This is a genomic window from Pseudomonas sp. 22490 (genome assembly GCF_052044465.1).
GTDB classification, from domain to species: Bacteria; Pseudomonadota; Gammaproteobacteria; order Pseudomonadales; family Pseudomonadaceae; genus Pseudomonas; species Pseudomonas aeruginosa.
Genome location: NZ_JBQENS010000005.1, coordinates 207,306 through 222,993, shown reverse-complemented (window position 1 = coordinate 222,993; position 15,688 = coordinate 207,306). Strand labels below are relative to the sequence as shown.

At 65.4% G+C, this 15,688-nt stretch carries 13 protein-coding genes; 8 read left to right on the top strand and 5 right to left on the bottom strand.

The genetic code is table 11. The annotated features are described in order from the left end of the window. The first annotated feature begins 308 nt into the window (after window positions 1-308). Both ACTJJX_RS07905 and ACTJJX_RS07900 read left to right on the top strand, forming a co-directional pair. Window positions 309-1,472 (top strand): type III PLP-dependent enzyme, encoded by a 1,164-nt coding sequence (locus ACTJJX_RS07905; RefSeq protein ID WP_003094617.1) that lies wholly within the window; start codon window positions 309-311, stop codon window positions 1,470-1,472. Window positions 1,473-1,587: 115 nt separating this feature from the next. Continuing rightward, window positions 1,588-2,013, top strand: coding sequence for a VOC family protein (locus tag ACTJJX_RS07900; RefSeq protein ID WP_003094613.1), 426 nt, complete (start codon window positions 1,588-1,590; stop codon window positions 2,011-2,013). Window positions 2,014-2,068: 55 nt separating this feature from the next. Here ACTJJX_RS07900 and ACTJJX_RS07895 read toward each other — a convergent pair whose 3' ends face one another. From ACTJJX_RS07895 to ACTJJX_RS07885, 3 genes are all read right to left on the bottom strand, one after another. Next, a complete protein-coding gene (locus tag ACTJJX_RS07895) occupies window positions 2,069-3,871 on the bottom strand; it encodes a phosphoethanolamine transferase CptA (RefSeq protein ID WP_003104902.1) in 1,803 nt (600 codons plus the stop codon). Window positions 3,872-3,993: 122 nt separating this feature from the next. Beyond that, a complete protein-coding gene (locus ACTJJX_RS07890) occupies window positions 3,994-4,809 on the bottom strand; it encodes a tetratricopeptide repeat protein (RefSeq protein WP_016562335.1) in 816 nt (271 codons plus the stop codon). Between the two features lie 2 nt (window positions 4,810-4,811). Continuing rightward, entirely contained in the window at window positions 4,812-5,492 is a 681-nt protein-coding gene (locus ACTJJX_RS07885) for a Fe2+-dependent dioxygenase (RefSeq protein ID WP_003145945.1), read from the bottom strand. A 217-nt stretch (window positions 5,493-5,709) separates the two neighbouring features. On the opposite strand from ACTJJX_RS07885, the gene piuA reads away from it, so the two are divergent. Both piuA and ACTJJX_RS07875 read left to right on the top strand, forming a co-directional pair. Continuing rightward, window positions 5,710-7,971, top strand: coding sequence for a TonB-dependent siderophore receptor PiuA (piuA, locus tag ACTJJX_RS07880; RefSeq protein ID WP_003116241.1), 2,262 nt, complete (start codon window positions 5,710-5,712; stop codon window positions 7,969-7,971). A gap of 215 nt (window positions 7,972-8,186) precedes the next feature. Next, window positions 8,187-10,739: a PepSY domain-containing protein gene (locus tag ACTJJX_RS07875; protein ID WP_003116240.1), complete on the top strand. Its 2,553-nt coding sequence runs from the start codon at window positions 8,187-8,189 to the stop codon at window positions 10,737-10,739. Window positions 10,740-11,037: 298 nt separating this feature from the next. Here ACTJJX_RS07875 and lpxO read toward each other — a convergent pair whose 3' ends face one another. Continuing rightward, window positions 11,038-11,937, bottom strand: coding sequence for a lipid A hydroxylase LpxO (gene lpxO, locus ACTJJX_RS07870; RefSeq protein ID WP_003094463.1), 900 nt, complete (start codon window positions 11,935-11,937; stop codon window positions 11,038-11,040). A 129-nt stretch (window positions 11,938-12,066) separates the two neighbouring features. Here lpxO and ACTJJX_RS07865 point away from each other — a divergent pair, with 129 nt between their 5' ends. From ACTJJX_RS07865 to ACTJJX_RS07855, 3 genes are read left to right on the top strand one after another with little or no spacing between them, the layout of a single operon-like run. Continuing rightward, window positions 12,067-12,822, top strand: a complete 756-nt coding sequence (locus ACTJJX_RS07865; protein WP_003112852.1) for a 5-oxoprolinase subunit PxpA — start codon at window positions 12,067-12,069, stop codon at window positions 12,820-12,822. Continuing rightward, window positions 12,819-13,496, top strand: coding sequence for a 5-oxoprolinase subunit PxpB (gene pxpB, locus ACTJJX_RS07860; RefSeq protein ID WP_016852116.1), 678 nt, complete (start codon window positions 12,819-12,821; stop codon window positions 13,494-13,496). The genes ACTJJX_RS07865 and pxpB overlap by 4 nt, the downstream gene beginning before the upstream one ends. Then, window positions 13,493-14,422 carry a biotin-dependent carboxyltransferase family protein gene (locus ACTJJX_RS07855; RefSeq protein WP_016852115.1) on the top strand — a complete coding sequence of 310 codons (930 nt, stop codon included), beginning with the start codon at window positions 13,493-13,495 and terminating at the stop codon, window positions 14,420-14,422. Before pxpB ends, ACTJJX_RS07855 begins: the two co-directional genes overlap by 4 nt. A gap of 4 nt (window positions 14,423-14,426) precedes the next feature. Here the strand turns inward: ACTJJX_RS07855 and ACTJJX_RS07850 are convergent, their stop codons facing one another. Next, a complete protein-coding gene (locus tag ACTJJX_RS07850; protein WP_003094456.1) occupies window positions 14,427-14,900 on the bottom strand; it encodes an Lrp/AsnC family transcriptional regulator in 474 nt (157 codons plus the stop codon). A gap of 141 nt (window positions 14,901-15,041) precedes the next feature. Between ACTJJX_RS07850 and ACTJJX_RS07845 the strand changes: the two genes are divergently transcribed. Next, a complete protein-coding gene (locus tag ACTJJX_RS07845) occupies window positions 15,042-15,674 on the top strand; it encodes a LysE family translocator (protein WP_003116235.1) in 633 nt (210 codons plus the stop codon). Window positions 15,675-15,688: the final 14 nt, after the last annotated feature.

Here is a 15,688-nt window from a genome sequence, read left to right as displayed (position 1 = left end):
TTATTGATCTCGCGTCCCCTTGGTCCTAAAGTTCGCGCCCGAACGTCCATGCTGGAAACGATCCATCCGGCTCAAGTACTGACGACGAGAGATCGCCTTGTGGCAAGGCGACGTCCGCTGCTCAAGCGGCCAGGTCGTCGCGCGGGACACGCGCGCGACCTACCAGGATGAACAGGCGGTGGCTGCCGGCAGGCAGGTGATACTCGGCGACATGCCTTGGGAAGTAGGCGAACCAAAGTGGGGAAACGGATTAGACGTTCAGCTTCACCCCTACGAATCCATGTGTTTTGCCATTGGGAGTCCCAACCATGTCCATCAAGGTCGAGGATTATTTCGCCCCTGAAACCTTCCAGCGCATGAAGGCCTTCGCCGACAAGCAGGAAACCCCCTTTGTAGTCATCGACAAGCAGACCATCGCCGATGCCTACGACCAACTGACCGACTGCTTCCCCTTCGCCAGGATCTACTACGCGGTGAAGGCCAATCCCGCTACCGAAATCACCGAGCTGCTGCGCGACAAGGGTTCGAACTTCGATATCGCCTCGATCTACGAACTGGACAAGGTGATGAAGACCGGCGTCGGTCCGGAGCGCATCAGCTACGGCAACACCATCAAGAAATCCAAGGACATCCGCTACTTCTACGAGAAGGGCGTGCGCCTGTTCGCCACCGACTCCGAAGCCGACCTGCGCAACATCGCCAAGGCCGCTCCCGGCGCCAAGGTCTACGTGCGTATCCTCACCGAGGGCTCGACTACCGCAGACTGGCCGTTGTCGCGCAAGTTCGGCTGCCAGACCGACATGGCCATGGACCTGCTGATCCTGGCCCGCCAGCTGGGCCTGGAGCCCTACGGCATTTCCTTCCACGTCGGTTCGCAGCAGCGCGACATCTCGGTGTGGGACGCGGCGATCGCCAAGGTCAAGGTGATCTTCGAGCGCCTGAAGGAAGAAGACGGCATCGTCCTGAAGATGATCAACATGGGCGGCGGCTTCCCGGCCAACTACATCACCAAGACCAACGACCTGGAAACCTATGCGGAGGAGATCATCCGCTTCCTCAAGGAGGACTTCGGCGACGACCTGCCGGAAATCATCCTCGAGCCGGGCCGTTCGCTGATCGCCAATGCCGGCATCCTGGTCAGCGAAGTGGTGCTGGTCGCCCGCAAGTCGCGGACCGCCGTGGAGCGCTGGGTCTATGCCGACGTCGGCAAGTTCTCCGGACTGATCGAAACCATGGACGAGTCGATCAAGTTCCCGATCTGGACCGAGAAGCAGGGCGAGATGGAAGAGGTGGTGATCGCCGGCCCGACCTGCGACAGCGCCGACATCATGTACGAGCACTACAAGTATGGCCTGCCGCTGAACCTGGCGAGCGGCGACCGCCTTTACTGGCTGTCTACCGGCGCCTACACCACCAGCTACAGTGCGGTGGAGTTCAACGGCTTCCCGCCGCTGAAGGCGTTCTACCTCTAGCGCAGTCGCCTCTGCTACGAAGAGCCCCGCCTCGGCGGGGCTTTTTCATGTCGCTCTGGAAGCCTCGCGGCGCTCGTGTCAGCCTTGTTCGACAACCCATGACAAGGACGCCGACATGACAGGCAATGGTGTTTCCCTGGTGACCCTCGGGGTCGCCGATCTGGCCCGCTCCTCTCTCTACTACCAGGCGCTGGGCTGGCAGCCCTCTTCGGACGGCAACGAGCAGGTGGTATTTCTCAAGGGCCGCAACCTGGTCCTCGGCCTCTACGGACGCAGCGCCCTCGCCGAGGATGCGCAGGTGGAAGATCGCCCGACCGGCTTCGCGGCTATCACCCTGGCCTGCAACTGCGCCTCGCGGGACGAGGTGGACCGTCTGTTCTCCGCAGCTACGGCGGCCGGCGGGCAGGCGACCAAGATGCCGCAGGAAGTGTTCTGGGGTGGCTACTCCGGATATGTCGCCGACCCGGATGGACACCTTTGGGAAATTGCCTACAACCCGTTCTGGCCGTTCGACGAGCAGGGCAACCTGGTCTTGCCCTGAGGGCGCTACGGATGGAAAAACGCCCCGCTCGGCGGGGCGCATTCCTTGGCGGCGGTCAGCCTTCGTTCGGCTGGCGGGACGGTGCGCGCGGCGTCGTTGGCGCGGGTCGTCCGGCCTGGGCTACCTGCTGCCCGGCGTCGGCCTTGTCCAGCGGCAGCTTGTCGAAGTCGCGCAAGCCATTGTGGGCATAGGGGTTGCCGATCCAGCGGACTTCATGCTGGAAGTCGTTGCTCACCAGGCTCTTGGTCGGATCGAAGAGGTCATAGTTGAGGCCGGCGAGGTCGGACCAGGTATGGATCAGGTCTTCGCTGCTGTAGCGTCGGTCGACCAGGGCCTGCAGGTCGCGCGGATGGGTCTGCTGCCAGCTGGGCGAAGTCCAGACCAGGAAGGGCACGGTGTACATGCCGCGGGTCGGGTCGCCTTCGTTGCGGCCGAGACGGTCGTGCGGGGCTTCGTCGAAGACTTCCTCGCCATGGTCCGAGAGGTAGACCAGGAAGCCGTTCGGATCGCTGTTGGCGAAGCCCTTGATCAGGCTGGAGACCACGTAGTCGTTGTACAGCACGGCGTTGTCGTAGCTGTTGTAGACCTCCACCTGGTCGTCGCTGAGGGCCGCCGGGGCGCCCTGGCGGTCGACGAAGCGAGCGTAATCGGCGGGATAGCGGTACTTGTAGTTCATGTGGGTGCCGAGCAGATGGACCACGATGAATTTCTTCGGCGCCGGGTCGTCCAGCACCTTGGCGAAGGGCGCCAGCACCGCGCCGTCCAGCTGGCTGGCGTTCTGGCTGCGCTGGTTGTTCAGGTAGAACTGCGCATCGGTCTGCTGGGCGAAGGTCGTCAGCATGGTGTTGCGCTTGGTCATGGTCTGCTGGTTGGTGATCCAGAAGGTCTTGTAGCCGGCCTGCTTCATCAGGTTCATCAGCGACGGATCGGTGAGGAAGCGGTCGGGATGCTCCTGGTCAGCGAACGTCAGCACCTGCTGCAGCACCTCGATGGTGTATGGCCGCGACGCCACCACGTTGTTGAATACCGTGAGGTTCCGGTTCGCGGCCTTCAGTGCGTCCAACTGCGGGGTCGTTTCGCGTGGATAGCCGTAGAGGCTCATGTGCTTGCGCGACGTGGATTCGCCGATCACCAGGACCAGCGTGCGCGGCGTATCGCCATTGGCATCGACGAGGTTCTTCAGCGGCGGTAGGGCCGCGTTCTTTTGCAACAGCGCCTGCATGCTGCCCAGTTGCTGGCGGTATTGCTGGTAGCCGATCAGCAATTGCCAGGGCACCGCCGGTTCCATGCGCGCCTGGACCTTGTCCAGGGCTTCGTCGAAGGGCCGGCCCTGGCTGACCAGTTGCTTGTAGAACGGATAACCGATGGTCGCGACGATCAGCAGCACCGCCACCGGCAGGGCGCTGAAGCGCGGCAGGTAGACCGGGCGCAGGCGGCGCCAGAGGAGGATGGCGACCAGGCTGTAGAGCACCAGGCCGAGGGTCATCCAGGGGTTGAAGTACTGGCTGAAATATTCGCTGGCCTCGGCGGTGTTCGACTCGAACATCACGAAGATCACGCTTTGCGAGAATTCCTGGTGATAGATGCCGAAATAGCTCAGGCCGACCAGCGAGGCGGCCCACAGCACCAGCCCGATGACGGCGGCCAGCGGCTTGGTCCAGCGCGGGAACAGCAACACCGGCGCAAGCCAGATGGTGCTCAGCACCATGGCGTTGCGGAAACCGGAGAAACCGCTGTTGCCGGAGGTCAGCAGGAGCAGTTGGGTGATGCCGGAGAAGAACCAGAAGAACAGGAACAGCCAGCCCAGGCCGGCCCAGTCGATGCGATTGCGCGTAACGCTTGGTGGAGTGGGGGACACGATAGCCTCGTACGATGGACCGGAGGCGCGATCGTCGCTCGCCTCGATGAAGCGGCGAGGGTAGGGAAAGGCTTGTCAAAAAAGTGTTATGTGGGTGTGAACAAAGGGTTGGGCGTTGTTCGTCAGACGGGCAGTCGTGCGTACCCGTGACGTTCGAGCGCCTGTTCCAGAGCCTCTCGATCGGTGTCGTCGCCCAACTGCGCCGCGCGTCGGTAGTAGGCCAGCGCCAGGCTGCGGAACGGCGGGTGGGCCGACTGCTCCAGGCCATGGCGGGCACTGCGCAGGAAGTTCAGGTTGCCGCCTTCGAGGGCACGCCGGAGCCAGGTTTCGGCTTCGGCATGGCGGCCCGAGGCGCTGAGCATCGCGGCGTGGCTGAACTGGCCGCGAAAATCGCCGCCCTCGGCGGAACGTCGATACCAGTGCGCAGCTTGCGCCAGGTCGCGAGCGACCACCAGGCCTTCTTCGTGGTAGCGCCCCACCAGGTTCATCGATTTCGCGTGGCCCTGCTCGGCCGCTTGCCGATACAGCGCATAGGCGCGCGGCTGGTCCTGGGACACGCCGCGGCCGGTGGCGTGGAGATTGGCCAGGTTGTAGCGGGCCCAGTCAAGGCCGGCCTGGGCGGCGATCCGATAGTGGACGGCTGCCGCGGCTGGATCCGCCGGGCCGCCCCAGCCATGTTCAAGACAGCGAGCGAGCATATTGCGCGCCATTGCGTGGCCGCGTTCGGCGGCGATCGTGAACCAGGTCCGCGCCAGGCTCGGGTCGCGCTGGATGCCTTGGCCGTCCAGAAGGATCTGTCCGAGCAGGGCCTGGGCTTCCGTCAGGCCCTCGCGCGCAGCGCCAAGGATGGCCTGGGCAACCTCGCCCGGGGTACCGGCCAGTTGTGCGGCGAAACCTTCGGCGTCCAGCGCGTCGTGACGAAGCAGCAGGTGGCGCATGTTCAGAGTTCCGACCAGCGCCGCAGGAGATTGTGGTAGGTACCGGTGAGGCGGATCAGCGAGGGATGGTCGGGGACGTCACGGGTGAGTCGCTGGATCGACTGGTCCATTTCGAATAGCAGGGTGCGCTGGCTGTCTTCGCGGACCAGGCTCTGGGTCCAGAAGAACGAGGCGTAGCGCGCGCCGCGGGTGACCGGATTGACCTTGTGCAGGCTGGTGCCGGGGTAGAGCACCAGATCGCCGGCGGGCAGCTTCACCTGTTGCAGGCCGTAGGTGTCCTGGATCACCAGTTCGCCGCCGTCATAGTCCTCCGGGTCGCTGAAGAAGAGGGTCGAGGACAGGTCGGTACGGACCCGCTCGCGGCCGCCATGGATGTCGCGCACGGCGTTGTCGATGTGGAAGTCGAACGAGCCCCCGCCGGTATAGCAGTTGAACAGCGGCGGGAAGACCTTGAGCGGCAGGGCGGCGGACATGAACAGGGGATGGTTCCACAGGCGCTGCAGCATGGCTTCGCCGATCTCCCGGGCCAGCGGGTGGTCCTGCGGCAGTTGCAGGTTGTGCTTGGCCTTGGCCGATTGGTAGCCGGCGGTCGCCTTGCCGTCGGCCCATTCCGCCTGCTCCAGGGCTGCGCGGATCCGGGAGACTTCCTCGGCGGTGAAGATGGCGGGAATATGCAGCAACATGGCGCTGTCCATGAAGGCGAAATGATTGCCAATGATATTGATTTGCATTGGCCATGTAAAACCGCCAAATGTTCCAGACGAGCGAGATGGGAAAAAATGTAATGAGAAAATTGTAAAGAATGTAAATTCCTGTCGAATGCGAATCCGTAATAATTGATAACAATTCTGATCTGCAATAAATTCCGCGACCTTCACAGCTCCCGGGGAGGGGTTTCGAATGTCGCGTCAGTCCACGGATACCGCCGTTTCTTCGCAACGTCTGCTGGCTTCGGCCATCGGTGTGGCCATCACCGCCATCGCCGCACCGCAGGCAGCCCACGCCGACGAGGCCGGGCAGAAAAAGACCGACAAGGACCGCGTACTGTCGCTGGATGCGGCCACCATCGTCGGCGAGCAGCAGGACGAAACCACCTACAACGTCGACCGCTCGGCGTCGAAGAAGTACACCGCGCCGCTCTTGGATACGCCGAAGACCGTCACCGTGATCCCGCAGCAGGTGATCAAGGACACTGGCGCCCTGACCCTGGCCGACGCACTGCGCACCACCCCGGGTATCACCTTCGGCGCGGGCGAGGGCGGCAACCCCGCAGGCGACCGGCCATTCATCCGTGGCTTCAACGCCGAGAGCGATACGTTCCTCGACGGTATGCGCGACGTCGCCTCGCAAACCCGCGAGGTGTTCAACGTCGAGCAGATCGAGGTCAGCAAGGGCCCGGGCTCGGCCTACACCGGCGCCGGCTCCACCGGTGGCAGCCTGAACCTGATCAGCAAGACCGCCAAGCAGGACAACTTCACCGACGCCGGCTTCACCTGGGGCTCAGACCAGACTCGCCGCACTACTCTCGACGTGAACCGGATGATTGGCGACAACGCCGCCTTCCGCCTCAACCTGATGAAGCACGATGCCCACGTCGCAGGGCGCGACGAAGTCAGCGTCAGCCGCTGGGGCGTGGCTCCGACCGTTACCTTCGGCTTCGACACGCCGACCCGCGCCACCCTGTCCTATTACCATCTCAGCACCGATGACATGCCGGACTACGGCCTGCCGCTGACCAACGTCAACCGCAGCAAAGCCAATCCGAGCAAGCCGGCCTCGGTGGATCGCGATAACTTCTATGGCCTGAAGGACCGCGACTACCGCAAGAGCACCACCGACAGCGGCACCTTCCGCATCGAGCATGACCTGAACGACAACCTGACCCTGTCGAATAGCACCCGCCTGGTGCGCACGACGCTCGACTACATCGTCAGCAACCCCGACGACAGCCGTGGCAACGTTGCCAACGGCTACGTCTACCGTTCGGCGAAAAGCCGCAATTCGACCTCGAAGGGCTGGGTCAACCAGACCGACCTGAAGGCCAACTTCGAAACCGGCTTCATCAAGCACACCCTGGTGACCGGCCTGGAGTTCAGCTACGAGGACGTGCACAACCGTCCGTACGCCATTACTTCCGGTGGCGGCGCCGGCAACACCTGCAATGCACGATTGCTCGCCAGTGGCGACTGCACCAGCCTGAATCGCCCGACTCCGGGCGACAACTGGACCGGCAGCATCACCGACGGCCTGGCCTATACCGATACCGACACCAAGACCAGCGCGGCTTATGTGTTCGATACCCTGAAGCTAAGCGAACAATGGGAGCTGAATCTCGGCCTGCGCTACGACGACTTCGATACCAAGTCCAGCGGCTACCAGACGGCTGGCCGCAACGGTCCCGCCGGCTACTTCAAGCGCGAGAACAACAGCCACTTCTGGAACTACCAGACCGGTCTGGTCTACAAACCGGCGCCCAACGGCAGCATCTACCTGGCCTGGTCGACCTCGAGCAACCCCACCGGCGAGACCGGCGGCGAGGGCCAGGCGGACATCAGCGTAGGCAACAACGGGTTGGATCCGGAGCGTAACCGCAACCTCGAACTGGGTACCAAGTGGGCCTTCTTCGACGATGCTCTGTCGCTGAACGCCGCGCTTTTCCGCACCGACAAGACCAATGCCCGGGTCGCTTCGCCGGATGTTTCCACTCTTCAGGTACTGGACGGCGAGCAGCGGGTGCAGGGCGTCGAGCTGGGCTTCAATGGCAAGCTGACCGAGAAGTGGAAGGTCTTCGGCGGCTACACCTACCTCGACAGCGAAATCCGCAAGTCGACGGTGAAGAGCGACGAAGGCAATAAGATGCCGCAGACCGCGCAGAACAACTTCACTCTGTGGACCACCTACGATCTGTTGCAGAACTTCACTATCGGCGGTGGTACCACCTATGTGGACAAGCAGTACGGCAACACTGCGAACTCTACCTATATCCCGTCCTACTGGCGCTATGACGCCATGGCCAGCTACAAGGTGAGCAAGAACGTCGACCTGCAACTGAACGTGCAGAACCTGACCGACAAGCGCTACTTCGACCAGGTCTACAGCACGCACATGGCCCACGTCGCTCCGGGCCGCACGGCATTGCTCGGGGTGAACTTCCACTTCTGACTGCCGCTCTCGCTCCCCACGAAAGCCCCATTCCCCCTGCGGGATGGGGCTTTCCCGCATCCAGGTGGGTAAATAGAGCGTAAAGAACGTTAATTCGGCTTTATCGCAACTGATTATCAAATAGAATTGCCCGCCGACGTCCTCGTGTCGTCTGGCCGGCGCTTGGCGTCGGCGTAGTCCCGTTGTTGCCGCGCGGCGGCCGTGAAGGTGATCCTGTGAAGAAAGTCTGGTTCCAGTTGCATTGGTTCTTCGGTATCAGCGCCGGCCTGGTGCTGGCGCTGATGGGCGTCACCGGAGCGACCCTGTCGTTCCAGGACGAGCTGATGCGCGCGCTCAACCCTGACGTGCTGGTGGTGCAGAAGCGCCCCGAGGGTGTGCTGCCGCTGGACGAACTGGTGCGCCGTATCGAAGGCGCCGAGCCGGGGCGGAAAGTGGCCTTCGTCTGGGTCGAGATGGACAGCGACAAGGCCGGGCGGATCTTCTATACCCCGCCGCCGGGGCAGCGCCGCGGCGAGTCGCGCTGGATCGATCCCTACACCGGGGCTTTCGTCGGCGAGCCACGCGGCGAGGGTTTCTTCAACCTGATGATGCAACTGCACCGGTTCCTCGCCATGGGCGAGTACGGCAAGCAGGTCACCGCCGCCTGCACCCTGATCCTGATCTTCTTCTGCCTGTCCGGTCTCTACCTGCGCTGGCCGCGCAAGGTTTTCGACTGGCGCGCCTGGCTGACCCTCGACTGGTCGCGCAAGGGGCGCAGTTTCAACTGGGACCTGCATGCCGTGGCCGGCACCTGGTGCCTGGCGCTCTACCTGCTGGCTGCGCTGACCGGCCTGTACTGGTCCTACGAGTGGTACCGCAACGGCCTGTTCAAACTGCTCGACGACGCGCCCGCCGGCCAGCAGGCGCAGCGCGGCAAGCCGGGCGGACGTGGCGAGCGCCCGGCCGATGCGGCTCCGCTGGTGGTCGACTACGCGGCGGTATGGAACAGCATCCGCCAGGCCGGCGGCGACCGCTTGCAGGCCTACAACCTGCGCCTGCCGCCGGCGGGCGGCCAGCCGGCGACAGTGTTCTATCGCCTGACCGACGCGCCGCACGAGCGTGCCTTCAACACCCTGACCCTGGACCCGGCCAACGGCCAGGTGAAAAGCGACCAGCGCTATAGCGACCGTTCTTTCGGCAGCCAGTTGCTGGCCAGCGTCTATGCATTGCACGTAGGCAGCTATTTCGGCATGGCCGGACGCCTCCTGATGATGCTCGCCAGCCTGGCGATGCCGCTGTTCTTCATCACCGGCTGGCTGCTCTACCTCGACCGCCGGCGCAAGAAACGCGCGGTACGGGCGAGCCGCGCCGACCTGGGCGGCAGCGCCGGCGCCAGCGGCGAGCCCTGGTTGATCGGCTACGCCAGCCAGAGCGGTTTTGCCGAGCAACTGGCCTGGCAGAGCGCCGGCCAGTTGCAGGCGGCCGGGTTGCCGGTGCGGGTCGAATCGCTGGCGCGCCTGGATGCCGGGCAACTCGCCGAGGCGCGCAAGGCGCTGTTCGTGGTCAGCACCTTCGGCGACGGTGAGGCGCCGGACAGCGCCCGCGGCTTCGAACGCAAGGTGCTTGGCCAGGCCGCCAGCCTCGATGGCCTGAGCTACGCCCTGCTGGCCTTGGGAGATCGCCAGTACGAGCAGTTCTGCGGCTTCGCCCGGCGCATGCAGGGCTGGTTGCAGGGGCAGGGCGCGCGGAGCCTGTTCGCCCCGGTGGAGGTCGATGATGGCGACGCCGCGGCCCTGCGCCAATGGCAGGAAAGCCTGGCCGAGGTGACCGGCGGTGCCGCCCCGGCGGCCTGGGAAGCGCCGGCCTTCGAGGTCTGGTCGCTGGCGCGGCGGGAGTGCCTGAATCCTGGCAGCCAGGGCGAGTCGACCTGGCTGCTGGACCTGCGTGCGCCGACCGACAGCGCCATCCAATGGCGCGCCGGCGATCTGCTGGAGATCGTCCCGCACCAGGCGCCCGTGCGTATCCGCGAATGGCTGCAGCGGCATAACCTGGACGGCCAGGCGCGGGTGGCGGTCGAGGGCGTCGAGCAGAGCCTGGAGCAGGCCCTGGCTGGGCGCCTGCTGCCGGACTCTTTCGAACACCTGGTCGGCTTGCACCCGCAGGCGCTGCTGGATGCGCTGATTCCGCTTTCCGTGCGCCAGTACTCCATCGCGTCGCTGCAGAGCGATGGCGATCTGCAACTGATCGTCCGCCAGGAGCAGCATGCCGACGGCAGCCTGGGCATCTGCTCCGGCTGGCTCACCGAGTACCTGCCGCTCGGCGCCGCGCTGACCCTGCGCCTGCGCCGCAACGCGGGCTTCCACCTGCCGGAGGATGACGTGCCGCTGATTCTCATCGGCAACGGCACCGGGCTCGCCGGCCTGCGCAGCCTGTTGCGCGCCAGCATTGCCGCCGGGCGCAAGCGCAACTGGCTGCTGTTCGGCGAACGCAATTTCGCCCACGACTACTACTGTCGTGCGGAGCTGGAGCAAGCCCTGGCCAGGGGCGAGCTGCAACGCCTGGACCTGGCCTTCTCCCGCGACCAGGCGGAGAAGATCTATGTCCAGGACCGCCTGCATGAAGCGGCGGATGAACTGCGGCGCTGGATCGACGAGGGCGCGGCCTTGTACGTCTGCGGCAGCCTGCAGGGCATGGCCGGCGGTGTCGACCGGGTGCTGCGCGAAGTGCTCGGTGAGGAGGCCTTGCAACGCCTGGCCGACGAAGGACGTTACCGACGCGACGTGTACTGAACGGATGAATGAAAAAGGCTCCCAAGGGAGCCTTTTCGTTGCCAACTGCTGGGACTGCCGGGCTTTGCGGGGTGTAGGGCGAATAACCGCAGAGCGGTTATCCGCCATTTCGGCTGGGTGTCGGCGGATGACGCCGTTGGCGTCATGCGCCCTACGGAGCTATCGGGACTTCGCGTTGTCCGTGGCGTAGGGCGAATAACCGCAGAGCGGTTATCCGCCATTTCGGCGAGGTATCGGCGGATGACGCCGTTGGTGTCATGTACCCCACGGAGCTATCGGGGCCTTGCGTCGCCGGGCCTCAGATCCACAGGATGAAAGCCAGTACCAGGGCGAAGAAGCCCCATTTCTGTAGGTAGTAGAGCTTGCGGTTGCGCTTCTTCAAACGTTTGCCCTGCAGGCGGATCTTGTAGAGGCTGTCGAAGATCCGATTGAGTCCGCCGGTCCGGTCGCCTGCGTTGTTCGGGGCGGCCGCGGCAGCCATCACGTTGCGGCTGAACCAGCGGTTGAAGGCGGTGGCCCAGCCCTGGGTCAGCGGCCGCTCGATGTCGCAGAAGAGAATGATGCGGTTGTGTTCGGTGGCGTTTTCCGCGTAGTGGATGAAGGTTTCATCGAACACCACCGCCTCGCCGTCGCGCCAGTGGTAGCGCTCGCCGTCCACCTCGATGAAGCAGGCCGGGTCGTTGGGGGTGAACAGTCCCAGGTGGAAGCGCAGCGAGCCTGCGTAGGGATCGCGGTGTCGCACCAGCTTCGAGCCCGGCGGCAGTTCGGCGAACATCGCCGCCTTGACCGAGGGAATCTGCCGCAACAGGGCGGTGGTCTGCGGGCAGAGTTGTCCGGCGGAGGGATGGGCCTCGTCGTACCATTTCAGGTAGAAGCGCTTCCAGCCGCTCTTGAAGAACGAGTTGAAACCGATATCGTCGTACTGTTCGGAACGCTTGATGTTGCCGGCGTCGTGCAGGTGCAGCGCCTCGCTGCGGATGGCTTGCCAGTTGTCGACCAGAACCTGCAGTTCGGGGAAGGTCTGCGGTGCCAGGTAAGGGCGGTTCGGTACCTTCGAGAACAGGTACATCAGGCAGTTGATCGGAGCGAGGAAGCTGGAGTGGTCGCTCAATTGGCGCGACAGCTTGTGGCGTACCCGGCCGCGGAAATGGACATAGAGGATGCTCAGCGCATAGGCCGCCAGGATGAGAACTTTCATGAATGCAAGGTCGTCGGTGCAAAAGAGGAGAATTTACTCCTGTTCTCAGTGCCTGAGTATGCTACCTGACGCTAATTCGCCAGCACTGCGCTCATTTTTCCGTAATCCTGGCCTCGAAAGGAACGCACAATGAACGACACCGGCCGGCGTATCCTGCTCAACTGCGACATGGGCGAAAGCTTTGGCGCCTGGCGCATGGGCGACGATGTCCACAGCATGCCGCTGGTTGACCAGGCCAACCTGGCTTGCGGCTTCCACGCTGGCGACCCGCTCACCATGCGGCGCGCGGTGGAGCTGGCGGTACGCCATGGCGTGAGCATCGGCGCGCACCCGGCCTATCCTGACCTGAGCGGCTTCGGCCGGCGCTCGCTGGCCTGCTCTGCCGAAGAGGTGCATGCCATGGTGCTGTACCAGATCGGCGCGCTGGACGCTTTCTGCCGTTCCCTCGGTACCCAGGTGGCCTACGTCAAGCCGCATGGCGCGCTGTACAACGACCTGGTCGGCGACGATGAGCTGCTGCGCGCCGTGCTCGACGCCTGCGCCGCCTATCGCAAGGGCCTGCCGCTGATGGTGCTGGCCCTGGCCGACAACGGCCGCGAGCTGGAACTGGCCGACGAGGCCGACGTGCCGCTGCTGTTCGAGGCCTTCGCCGATCGCGCCTACCTGCCGGACGGTCGGCTGGCGCCGCGGCGGCTTGGCGGCGCGGTGCATCACGATCCGCAGCGGATCATCGAACAGGCCCTGGCCATCGCCCGCGGCGAAGCCTTCCCCGACTACGACGGCAACCCGCTGCGCCTGACCGCCGACAGTCTTTGCGTGCATGGCGACAACCCGCAGTCGCTGGCGGTCCTCCGGCGCCTGCGCGCGGCCCTGGACAGCCTGTGATCCGCATCGAACCCGCTGGTGCCGAAGCCCTGCTGCTGACGCTCGCCGAAGAGCCCGAAGTGGACCTGTCTGTGCGCCTGGCCGAGCTGGCCAGACGTCTGCGCGGGGGGCTCGGCGAAGGCGTCAGGGATCTGGTGCCGGGCTGGACCACCCTGATGCTGCATTACGACCCCTACCGCATCGCCCCGCAGGTACTGGAAGAACGCCTGGGTCCGCTGCTGGCGGAGTGGCACGCCTGGCGCCCCGCCGAGGATGCCGGGCGCCTGCACGAGATTCCCGTCTGGTACGCCGGCGAGGACCTCGCGACGGTAGCGGTTGCCTGCGGATTGACTGGCGAAGGGGTGATCGAACTGCACAGCGCGGCCGAATACCGGGTCGGCGCGATCGGTTTCGCTCCGGGATTCGCCTACCTCGGCGGCCTCGATCCGCGCCTGGTCCTGCCGCGGCGGGCCACCCCGCGGGCGCGCGTACCGGCCGGCAGCCTGGCCATTGCCGAGGCGCAGACGGCGATCTATCCGCAGGCCTCGCCCGGCGGCTGGCACCTGCTGGGACGCAGTCCGTGGCGTCCCTTCGATCCGGCCGCCACTCCTCCGTGCCCACTGGCGCTGGGCGACCGGGTGCGCTTCGTCGCCATCGGGCGCGAGGCTTTCCTCGACCTGGGCGGGCGCGAATGAATGGTTTGCGGGTCGTCAAGGCGGGTCCGCAGAGCCTGCTGCAGGACGACGGCCGGCGCGGCTGGCAGCACCTCGGCGTATCCCCGGGCGGCCCTCTGGACCGCCAGGCGGCAGCCTGGGCCAATCGTCTGCTCGGTAATCCCTGGGGGACGCCATTGCTGGAAATCGCTTTCGGCGGCTTGGTGCTGGAGTGCAGGGTGGAGGCGACCTGGCTGGCGTTGACCGGAGCGCGCCTGGCGCTGACGGTGGACGGTCGCGAATGCCTGCCCTGGAGTCGCTTCCGGGTCCGCCGCGGGCAACGCATCGAACTGGGCTTCGCCGAGGCCGGGCAGCGTGCCTACCTGGCCTGCGCCGGCGGTTTCCGGGCGAGGCCGGTACTGGGCAGCGTCGCCTGCCAGGTTCGCGACGGGCTCGGCGGTTTACAGGGCGATGGCCGGATCCTGGCGGAGGGCGATTGCCTGCCGTGTGCCGAAGCGGGAGCGGCGTGTCCGTGGGATGCCAGCGTGCCCTGGTGTTTCCAGCCGGACTACCGGCAGCAGCGGCCCTTGCGCGTGCTGCTCGGCGGCGATGCGGCGGCCTTCGACGCAGCCAGCCGGCAAGCCTTCTTCGCCAGCGCCTGGCGAATCAGCCCGCGGTCCGATCGCATGGGTGTCCGCCTGGCCGGCAAGCCACTGCGCGGGGCGCCGCGCGCCTGGTCGCAGGGCGTGGTGGAGGGCGCTATCCAGGTTCCGCCCGATGGCCAACCCATCGTGCTGATGGCCGACCGCCAGAGCATGGGCGGCTATCCGCTGCTGGGCTTCGTCCATCCACTGGACCTCTCGCGCCTGGCGCAAAGCCCCGCGCATAGCGAGGTAACCTTCGTCGAGAGCGACCTGGCGACGCAGCAGGCCGATCTGCTGCGCTTCTACCGCTTCTTCCGCGGCTGAGCGCTCAGCCGGCCAGGTGGCCGAGCGGCAGCGGCGAGGGCGCCTTGACCGTCTTGATCGCGAAGTTGCTGCGAATGTCGCTGACCCCGGGCAGGCGCAGCAGGGTCTCGCTGAGCAGGCGTTCGTAGGCGCGCAGGTCGGGGACCACCACTTGCAGGAGGAAGTCCGACTCGCCGGAGACGAGGTGCACCGAGATCACCTCCGGCAGGTCGACCACCGCACGGTGGAAGGCCTCGGCCTGCTCCTGGCGGTGGCGTTCCACCTTGATCCCGACGAACACCGTGAGGCCGAGGCCGACCTCGTCGCGGTCGATGCTGGCCTGGTAGCCGCGAATCACCCCGGCCTCTTCCAGCAGGCGCACGCGGCGCAGGCAGGGGGACGGGGAGAGGCCGATCTCCTCGGCCAACTGGACGTTGCTCAGGCGGCCGTCGCGCTGGAGGGCGGCGAGGATGCGGTGGTCATAGGCGTCGAGTTTCATCTTGGCATATCCGGATGGATAGTCTCCAGAGAGTGGAATTTACTGCCAAATAGAATGGATAGGCTGGTGGAAAACGCAAGCACCTGCCCTGCCTTGCGGGCATAGAATCGTTATCCGGGTCACCTTCCTGGAGCCGATACGATGGACACGAGCGCTTTCCTGATTGCCCTGGCGGTGGTTTACCTGGTGCCCGGACCAGACATGCTCCTGCTGTTCCAGACCGGCGCCCGCCAGGGCCGTCGCGCGGCGCTGGTCACCGCCCTCGGCCTGGCGCTGGCTCGGGCCTGCCATGTGCTGATGGCCGCGACTGGACTGGCGCTGCTGTTCCGTACCGCTCCCTGGACCTTCGACCTGGTGCGCTTGCTTGGCGCCGCCTACCTCGCCTGGCTTGGCCTGCAGATGCTGCGCGGTGGCGGACTGGCCTTGCCGACCAGCGACGCGGGTTCCGCGCCGGTGGTCCCTCACGCCGACCGCCGGGCCTTGCTGCGCGGACTCCTGACCAACCTGCTGAACCCCAAGGCCCTGCTGTTCTGTTCGGTGCTGCTGCCGCAGTTCGTCAGTCCCGGGGCCGGTTCGCTGGCCGTCCAGTTCGCCGCGCTCGGTACGGTCCTGGTTCTGGTTGGCCTGGCCTTCGACTGCGCCTATGCGCTGGCCGGTGGCCGCCTGGGCCGCTGGCTGGCGTCCCGGCCGCGGGCACAGCGCCTGCAGCAGTGGGGCTTCGGTGGGTTGTTGATAGGGTTCGGGGTAAGGCTGGCGCTGCTGCGCCAGCTCTGAAGGGCTGCGGGGCG

Excerpts from the sequence above, each read along its gene's own strand:
- ACTJJX_RS07850 (WP_003094456.1), bottom strand. The coding sequence starts at position 14,900 with ATGAAACTCGACGCCTATGACCACCGCATCCTCGCCGCCCTCCAGCGC.
- ACTJJX_RS07900 (WP_003094613.1), top strand. The coding sequence starts at position 1,588 with ATGACAGGCAATGGTGTTTCCCTGGTGACCCTCGGGGTCGCCGATCTG.
- ACTJJX_RS07845 (WP_003116235.1), top strand. The coding sequence starts at position 15,042 with ATGGACACGAGCGCTTTCCTGATTGCCCTGGCGGTGGTTTACCTGGTG.
- ACTJJX_RS07890 (WP_016562335.1), bottom strand. The coding sequence starts at position 4,809 with ATGCGCCACCTGCTGCTTCGTCACGACGCGCTGGACGCCGAAGGTTTC.
- lpxO (WP_003094463.1), bottom strand. The coding sequence starts at position 11,937 with ATGAAAGTTCTCATCCTGGCGGCCTATGCGCTGAGCATCCTCTATGTC.
- ACTJJX_RS07865 (WP_003112852.1), top strand. The coding sequence starts at position 12,067 with ATGAACGACACCGGCCGGCGTATCCTGCTCAACTGCGACATGGGCGAA.
- ACTJJX_RS07885 (WP_003145945.1), bottom strand. The coding sequence starts at position 5,492 with ATGTTGCTGCATATTCCCGCCATCTTCACCGCCGAGGAAGTCTCCCGG.
- ACTJJX_RS07855 (WP_016852115.1), top strand. The coding sequence starts at position 13,493 with ATGAATGGTTTGCGGGTCGTCAAGGCGGGTCCGCAGAGCCTGCTGCAG.
- ACTJJX_RS07905 (WP_003094617.1), top strand. The coding sequence starts at position 309 with ATGTCCATCAAGGTCGAGGATTATTTCGCCCCTGAAACCTTCCAGCGC.
- piuA (WP_003116241.1), top strand. The coding sequence starts at position 5,710 with ATGTCGCGTCAGTCCACGGATACCGCCGTTTCTTCGCAACGTCTGCTG.